The following is a 3,600-nucleotide window of genomic DNA, read 5'->3' as shown; positions in this document are numbered from 1 at the left end:
CGGCCCGATTCCGACGACGGTGAGCGGGACGCCCCAAAGGCGGCGCGCTTCGCTGCCGCCCACGGCGCGGAACACGTCGAAGGCCACCGCCTTGTGCTCGGTCTCCTCGACCGCGTGCCAGAGCCACATGTTCTTGTGGGAGTCGTCGATGAGCGACTGGATCTCTTCGTTCCTGAGCAGCTCGTTGGCGATGGTCGAGGTGAAGTGTTCGCACACCAGCGTGATGGCGAGCTGGTCCTTGCGGGGCAGTTTCTTGAGCGCGGCGAAGGCCCAGTGGAGCACCTTGTCCACGCGCTCCAGGTTAATGCCCGCGGCTTCGAGGCGCTTGTTGTAGGCAACGTGCGCTTTGGTGTGCAGGGCCTCCTGGCTCATGAAGGCCTTGATCTGGGCCTTGAGTACCGGGTCGGTGATTTCTTTTTTGTAGTTGCGCACCGAGTCCATGAAGAAGAGCTCGCCCTCGGGAAAGAGCAGCGAGAGCATGTGGAAGAAGTGCGAGACGAGCGGGTCCTTCGCGTAGGCATAGAGGGGGCTGCCCTCGATCTCGCTGAAGTCCATCTTGCGCACATCGATGGCGGCGCCGCCGGGAAGGCGGGTGGCCTGGCGGCCGGCTTTGGGCCGGGGGAGTTCAATTCCTGAATTCATTGGGGGTTCGCTCCTTGGGTCCACTGCCGGTCCCTCCGAGGATCCGGCGTAGTAAAATCATTTTTTACTATTCTGACGCGTACCGTCAAGCACAAAGTGCCGATAAACGGCGCTTACCGTGCTCTTACAGGTACTTGTCTGGTAGGGCACCGTGCGCGCAAGTTTCGGGTAAACCACGATTTTACGTCCTGCTCCGCCCGGCCGCCGTCTTGTAAAAGCGCTTTTTCCGGGCTCTATTTGGGGGGAGTGAAAGAGACAGCGAAAAAAGGACTGCGCGGCGTCGCCGCGCGCGTTCCCGGCCGGGGCAAGCAGCGCGGCGGCGAGAGCGTCGAGACCAAGCGCGGCAAGGCGCCGCCGAGCCGTCAGGAAGAGGGCCGGCAGCTCCTCGAGGAACTCAAGGTGCGCGGCGCGGTGGTCTTCCGCGAGGTGATCCATCTCGGACCCCAGGTGCTGCGCCTTGCCAGGGCCGTGCAGACCGGCGTGAAGCCCCTGAAGGATGACGACCCCGAGGGCGCGCCGCTCGATTTGCTGCTGCGCCTCTCGGAGGGCCTTGGATTCGAGGGCAGCTACGTGAACATCCTGCGCGGCGCGGCCAAGAGCTTTGCCACGAAGGGTTTCGAGGCCGTCGTCATCCAGGACATCCTCGATTCCGCCGGCGTCTCGCCGCGGACCTTCTACCAGTTCTTCGCCAACAAGGGCGAGGTGCTCGCCGCGCTCTACGATCTCGTCATCTACGTGTGGACCGACGCCATGCGCACCGGCCTCGAAAGCAAGAAGGCCAGCGCCACCGACAAGCTCCAGCACACCATCGCCACGATCCTGGGCGGCTACGCTATCGCGGGCGACCTGGTGCGCGTGCTCGAGACCGAGGCCGTGCGCCCGGGCTCGCCCCTGCGACCGCTCGAGCGCGAGCGCATGCGCCGCGAGTGCGAGTGGATCGGCCCCGTGCTCTCGGAGATTCGCGGCACCAAGCTCACCGATGAATGGGTGCGCCTTCGCATCGCCGCCGTCCGCGCCGCCGCCCTCGAACTGGGCCTCGGCGCGCATTCGACCGAACAGGACCTCATCCGCGGCGGCATGCTGCTCACCCAGCTCCTGGGGGTGGGGGAGAAGTGAGGGGGGCGCTGGTTGCATTGAGCTTGCTCATATTGCAGGCCTGCGCGACCAAGGCGAGTGAACCGCTGTCCCCGCTGCTTTCAAGACTGCCAGACCCATCGCCCCATTCGATGAGTGCACCGGGGGAGCTAAGGCGATACGAGTCGGCAACGCAGCAATACCAGCACGTCGCATCCAAAATGACACTGTTGCGCCGGGATATTTTAGCTGAGGACAAGAATGCCATCGCTTCGCGCGCGCGACCCGAACTCCGAGATCGAGTCAGGCACTGGCTGGAAGTCGATGAGTGGCTGATCGGTCACGAATTACTTTACGGCGAGAATTCCGCCAAGAACTTTTTGGCGGATGAAGGGAAGTTGGCGCTCGCTGTATATGGTGGCAACGCCGGTCACCTTGGTGGGCAGTGGTATAGCGGTTGCTATTACTGGCCCGACGTTCTGAATGCTGAGCTGCTTGAACATGGGCTATATGCCGTGCGTAGCGGGACGCTGGGCGTCCCGATGGTGGACGCAATCAATGGGGCGTTTTGCGTGATATGGCATGAACGTGCAGACAAACGGTTAGAAATGTGCATGGGTCAGCTTGAGAGCGACATGTTCAATCGCGAAAATCAGCGTCAAAACGATGCAGTGGATGCTCTCCGAAGATTTGAAAACCTAGATCCGGAAGAACAGTTGGAGGCAGACCTCCGCTCGGGTCACATCCATTTTCTTGCGGTTACGGGGTACTCAACGAGTTGGCCAGGGACGGATTTTATCGAAGTTGGATACTGCTTTGGTGATGCGGCTACGACTCATGTGATCGACGAAACTCACGACGTTATCGAATCAGACGAACATTGGCGTTTGAAAGCAAACGCTGCGGAGTTTGCTGCAAACTATAACCGGAAGCTGCGGGAGCATTTGCGGAAGAGCGGGCTTTCCAAGTGCGAACCAGGAGAAGACTGGGACGCTGCCTGGATGGAGGCGAACAATAGAGTCAGGGGTGCTGTTGGGGATCGTGCGGGGATGGCGTTCCCGTGGTCACAAGATAAGCAGGTGCCAACATTCTCGATTACCATTGAAGATTTGGAAGTCGTATCTGAGCTCCAGCCATCGGTTTGTGCAGTTTTCGCGAGACATGGAATTCATCGAGAGGTGCACTTCGATCTTGTCCTGTTGACGATGTATGAGCATGAGAAATTGCGATACCCGCTACGAGTGACAAAACAGGCAGGTGAGTTCATCTGCCGCCCCACGCCGCAGTGAACGTGGCTGCGTGCCCCCCTTACAGCCTCCCGCCCCATCATCTATATTTATCAATCCCGATCGATGCCCGCTCCGGCGGGCGCAAGGTGAGTCCATGAAGAAGGCGTTGCTTTTTTACGTCGTGGTTGCACTGGGCGGGTGCCGGGAGTTGCCGATAACGGCAGCGCCGGTGTGGGACAGCGCCACCAGTTTTGAGAATCTCAGGAATTACCAGCCTGCCAGCAGGACTGAAGCGGTGGATGTGCTGGAACAGACATTGCCCGAAGAAGTGCTGGCACAGTTTCGGGACGTAAAATTGTTCTACCTCAGACTCGAAGACATTACGGACGCCAACAACGCAAATCGGGAACGCATGCGCGTGCTACTCATGGAGGGTCTGGTGCCGGCGATTCAAAAGGCGTGGCTTTCTTCCCCGCAATCACCGCTGATTGAGTGGTTCGAGCGACCCGAGAACTGCGATGGTAGGCTCAGGGAGAGCGCGGCTGTGCCCGAGGGCTATTCAGAAATGGTTGCGAGCTCGCTTGTTCTGGACCTGAGTTTTCGTCTGAACTTCCGTCCGCGACTTACCGACGAACAACGCGCCAGACTTGGGCCG

General features: G+C 60.1%; 4 protein-coding genes. 3 read left to right on the top strand and 1 reads right to left on the bottom strand.

Annotated features, from left to right (window positions below):
- Positions 1 to 642 (bottom strand): metal-dependent hydrolase (locus KDH09_08420; GenBank protein MCB0219702.1); only part of this gene is annotated, 642 nt, incomplete at its 3' end.
- A 246-nt stretch (positions 643 to 888) separates the two neighbouring features.
- Between KDH09_08420 and KDH09_08415 the strand changes: the two genes are divergently transcribed.
- The 3 genes from KDH09_08415 to KDH09_08405 form a co-directional block, all read left to right on the top strand.
- A complete protein-coding gene (locus KDH09_08415) occupies positions 889 to 1,758 on the top strand; it encodes a helix-turn-helix transcriptional regulator (protein ID MCB0219701.1) in 870 nt (289 codons plus the stop codon).
- 179 nt (positions 1,759 to 1,937) lie between these two features.
- On the top strand, positions 1,938 to 3,005 hold the full coding sequence (locus KDH09_08410; protein MCB0219700.1) for a hypothetical protein: 1,068 nt from the start codon (positions 1,938 to 1,940) through the stop codon (positions 3,003 to 3,005).
- A gap of 94 nt (positions 3,006 to 3,099) precedes the next feature.
- Positions 3,100 to 3,600: hypothetical protein (locus tag KDH09_08405; protein ID MCB0219699.1), on the top strand; the 501-nt coding region annotated here is incomplete at its 3' end.

This window comes from Chrysiogenia bacterium (assembly GCA_020434085.1).
GTDB lineage: Bacteria > JAGRBM01 > JAGRBM01 > JAGRBM01 > JAGRBM01 > JAGRBM01.
The sequence above is the reverse complement of the archived record's forward strand: the minus strand, read 5'-3'. Positions and strand labels throughout refer to the sequence as shown.